This is a genomic window from Alteraurantiacibacter buctensis, assembly GCF_009827655.1.
Classification (GTDB): domain Bacteria; phylum Pseudomonadota; class Alphaproteobacteria; order Sphingomonadales; family Sphingomonadaceae; genus Alteraurantiacibacter; species Alteraurantiacibacter buctensis.
In genome coordinates, this window is the sequence record NZ_WTYV01000020.1 from 1 (window position 1) to 3,176 (window position 3,176).

5 protein-coding genes and 1 pseudogene are annotated in these 3,176 nt (G+C 67.1%); all 6 read left to right on the plus strand.

The features are described from left to right. A pseudogene (locus tag GRI99_RS18385) lies at nt 1-224 on the plus strand (phage baseplate assembly protein V); the annotation flags it as partial. 72 nt (nt 225-296) lie between these two features. Then, on the plus strand, nt 297-644 hold the full coding sequence (locus GRI99_RS18390) for a GPW/gp25 family protein (RefSeq protein ID WP_160773525.1): 348 nt from the start codon (nt 297-299) through the stop codon (nt 642-644). A gap of 11 nt (nt 645-655) precedes the next feature. Then, on the plus strand, nt 656-1,816 hold the full coding sequence (locus GRI99_RS18395) for a phage tail sheath subtilisin-like domain-containing protein (protein ID WP_160773526.1): 1,161 nt from the start codon (nt 656-658) through the stop codon (nt 1,814-1,816). A gap of 87 nt (nt 1,817-1,903) precedes the next feature. Then, nucleotides 1,904-2,458 (plus strand): phage major tail tube protein, encoded by a 555-nt coding sequence (locus tag GRI99_RS18400; protein ID WP_160773527.1) that lies wholly within the window; start codon nt 1,904-1,906, stop codon nt 2,456-2,458. A 121-nt stretch (nt 2,459-2,579) separates the two neighbouring features. Continuing rightward, the gene (locus GRI99_RS18405; protein ID WP_160773528.1) at nt 2,580-2,927 is read left to right on the plus strand and encodes a phage tail assembly protein; all 348 of its coding nucleotides are present in this window, start codon (nt 2,580-2,582) and stop codon (nt 2,925-2,927) included. Further along, nucleotides 2,927-3,058 carry a GpE family phage tail protein gene (locus tag GRI99_RS18410; protein ID WP_160773529.1) on the plus strand — a complete coding sequence of 44 codons (132 nt, stop codon included), beginning with the start codon at nt 2,927-2,929 and terminating at the stop codon, nt 3,056-3,058. The genes GRI99_RS18405 and GRI99_RS18410 overlap by 1 nt, the downstream gene beginning before the upstream one ends. Nucleotides 3,059-3,176 lie beyond the last annotated feature (118 nt).

Consider the following 3,176-nt stretch of genomic DNA (forward strand, 5'->3'; position numbering starts at 1 on the left):
AGCTTCCGGCCGGTGCCACTGCCACGATCACCGCACCGGGGGGCTTGACGATCGATGCTGCCGGCGGGATCACCCTGCGCGGTGACGTGGCGATCGAAGGCGCGCTGACCGTTACCGAGACGATCATTGCCGATGGCAACGTGACTGGCGACGGGGTGAGCCTGAAGACCCACACCCACAGCGGCGTGCAGGGCGGCGGCGGCAACAGCGGCCCGCCGAACTAGCCGCCCGTAACTTCCCCACTTACGGGGGCACCCGCTGGCCTTTCGCGCGCGGGTCTGGCCTGCCTGTCCCCCATGATCGGCATGAGCGCCACCACGGGGAAGACCCTGTCCGATACTGCGCACCTGGCGCAGTCGATCGCTGACATCCTCACCACCCCGATCGGCAGTCGCGTGATGCGGCGCGACTATGGCTCGCTGCTGTTTGACCTGATCGACCGGCCGGTGAACCCTGCCATGCGCCTCTTGCTGCAGGCGGCCACTGCCGTTGCCATCCGCCGCTGGGAGCCGCGCCTGCGCCTGTCCCGCGTGACCTTGCGTGGCGAGCCCGCGCGTGGCCGCCTGACCATCGGCATCGAAGGCCGCCGCACCGATCTGCCCGCCGCTTCCGCCACCGTTTCGCTTGTCATCCCCCTTGCCTGAAGGACACGCCCATGCCCGGCCTGACCATTGTTGAACAGACCTCCGGCCCGCGCAGCATCCTGCCTGCCAGCCTGGCCGTAATTGGCCTGGTGGCCACGGCCACCGCTGCCGCAGGGGCTGCCACCACGGCGCTAAACGAAGCCTTCCCGCTCAACACCCCGGTGCTGATCGCGGGCGATGTGGAAGCCGCTGCCGGCAATGCCGGCAGCGGCGGCACGCTGGGCCCTGCCCTGCGCGCCATCGCCGATCAGGCCAGCCCCTATGTGATCGTGGTGCGCGTGGCCGAAGGCGAGGATGCCGAGGCGACCGAGGCCAACGTCATCGGCGCAACCGATGGCAACAGCTACACCGGCATCCAGGCCTTGCTGGCCGCCGAATCGCAGCTGGGCTTCCGCCCGCGCATCCTGGGTGCACCGGGCCTCGACAGTGCTGCCGTTGTGGCCGAGCTGGTGATCGCCGCCCAGAAGCTGCGCGCCATGGTCTATGCCTCTGCCATCGGCGATGATGTGGCCGAAGTGGTCACCTATCGCGAGACCTATGCCGCGCGCGAGCTGATGCTGATCTGGCCCGATACCAGTGCGGCCTTCTCCGGCGATATCGTGGCCCGCACACTGGGCCTGCGCGCCCGCATCGATGAACAGCAGGGCTGGCACAAGACGGTCAGCAACGTGCCGCTGGGCGGGATCACCGGCCTTGATCGCGATGTGCACTTCGATCTGCTGGATCCCAGCACCGAGGCCGGCGCGCTCAATGATGCCCAGGTGACCACGGTCATTCGCCAGACCGGCTTCCGCCTGTGGGGCAACCGCACCTGCGCCGATGTGGCGCAGCAGCCGGAATTCAGCTTCGAAAGCGCGGTGCGCACCAGCCACGCGCTGCAGGACGAGATCGCCTCGATCTTCGCCCCGTTCCTCGATCAGCCGATGACCCAGGCGCTGATCAAGGATCTGGTCGAGACCGGCAATGCACGCTTCCGCCAGCTGGTGCGCGAGGGCCGTATCGTTGGTGCGCAGATGTTCTTCGACAAGGACGCGAACAGTTCGGTCGAGCTGGCAGCAGGCCGCCCCAAGTTCCGGATCCAGTTCACCCCGGCCGCGCCGCTGGAAAACCCCCGCGTCGATCTGGTGATCACCGACTTCTACTACGCCGGCTTCACCGACCTGGTGGGATAAATTCGCGCTACCGCTTCGCTGCTTGAGCGCAGGCCCAGTGCGGCCCTCAAGTAGCGAAGCGGTAGGGCAGCACTGAAAGGAAAACCGATGGGCCTTCCCCGCAAGCTGAAGAACATGAACGCCTTTGTCGATGGCAAGTCGTACCTGGGCGTGATCGCCGAGTTCGAAGAGCCCAAGCTGGCGATCAAGACCGAGGACTGGCGCGGCGGCGGCATGCTTGGCGACGTCAAGCTCGACATGGGCCTCGAGGCGATGGAGGCCAAGCTCAAGATGGGCGGCCACGAAGCCAGCCTGATCCGCAAGTTCGGCACCCCTGCTCTCGATGGTGTGCGCCTGCGCCTGGTGGGTGCCTACCAGCGCGACGATGGCAGCGCCGCCCAGGCCGTCGAGGTCTATCTCGGCGGGCGGTTTACCGAGATCGCCCCCGGCACGTCCAAGCCCGGCGACGACACCGAGCACGAGTACACCGTACCGCTGGTCTACTACCGCCGCGAGGTGAATGGCCGCGTCGAGGTGGAAATCGACATGCTGGCCGGCGTGTTCATCGTCGACGGCATCGATCGCTATGCCGAGATCCGCGCCATCATCGGCGGCGGCGACACGCTCGAGGTGTCCACTTCGTTCGGCGGCATCAGCATCTAAAGCCAATCCTGCCGGCGGCCTTCAGCGGGGCGACGGCGGCAGGACCTGGCGGGCCGGGCGGGACTGATCCTCCCCACCCGGCCCGTTATCCGCCCCGCCAGAACCAAGGAAACGCCCCGCCATGACAACCGAACCTGCAACCCAGCCCGCCCCTCGCCAGCACGAGACGATTCCGCTTTCCGAGCCTATCCGGCGCGGCGAGCACGAGATCGCCGAGCTTGGTCTGCGCAAGCCCAGGGCTGGCGAACTGCGCGGCCTGTCGCTGCAGGACGTGATCACCAGCGACATCACCGCGCTGCTGACCCTGATCCCGCGCATCAGCAACCCGCCGCTTACGCCGGATGAGGCCAACGCGCTGGAGCCGGAAGACCTGGCTGCCATCGGGGGCACGGTGCGCGGTTTTTTTATGACGCGGGCGGAACGCGAGATCATGGAGATGATGATCGCGGAACAGCGCCCGAAGACCTGATGGCCGACATCGCGGGCATCTTCCACTGGTCGCTGGCTGACATGCAGGGGCTGGAGCTGGATGACCTGGTCGACTGGCACGGCCGCGCGGTGGACTTCTGGAAGCGCACGCAAGGGAAGGGATCGAAATGAGCTCGAACCGCCTCTCGCTGCTGGTCAACTTCGTAGCGGTCGACAAGCTGTCGGGCGCGCTGCGCAACATCATCGGCCTCGGCCGGAACGGCTCGCGCTCGATCAAGGAACTGACCGG

What these genes read in the sequence shown, in the direction of transcription:
- GRI99_RS18395 (WP_160773526.1), top strand. Translation starts at nt 656, where the DNA reads ATGCCCGGCCTGACCATTGTTGAACAGACCTCCGGCCCGCGCAGCATC.
- GRI99_RS18405 (WP_160773528.1), top strand. Translation starts at nt 2,580, where the DNA reads ATGACAACCGAACCTGCAACCCAGCCCGCCCCTCGCCAGCACGAGACG.
- GRI99_RS18400 (WP_160773527.1), top strand. Translation starts at nt 1,904, where the DNA reads ATGGGCCTTCCCCGCAAGCTGAAGAACATGAACGCCTTTGTCGATGGC.
- GRI99_RS18390 (WP_160773525.1), top strand. Translation starts at nt 297, where the DNA reads ATGATCGGCATGAGCGCCACCACGGGGAAGACCCTGTCCGATACTGCG.
- GRI99_RS18410 (WP_160773529.1), top strand. Translation starts at nt 2,927, where the DNA reads ATGGCCGACATCGCGGGCATCTTCCACTGGTCGCTGGCTGACATGCAG.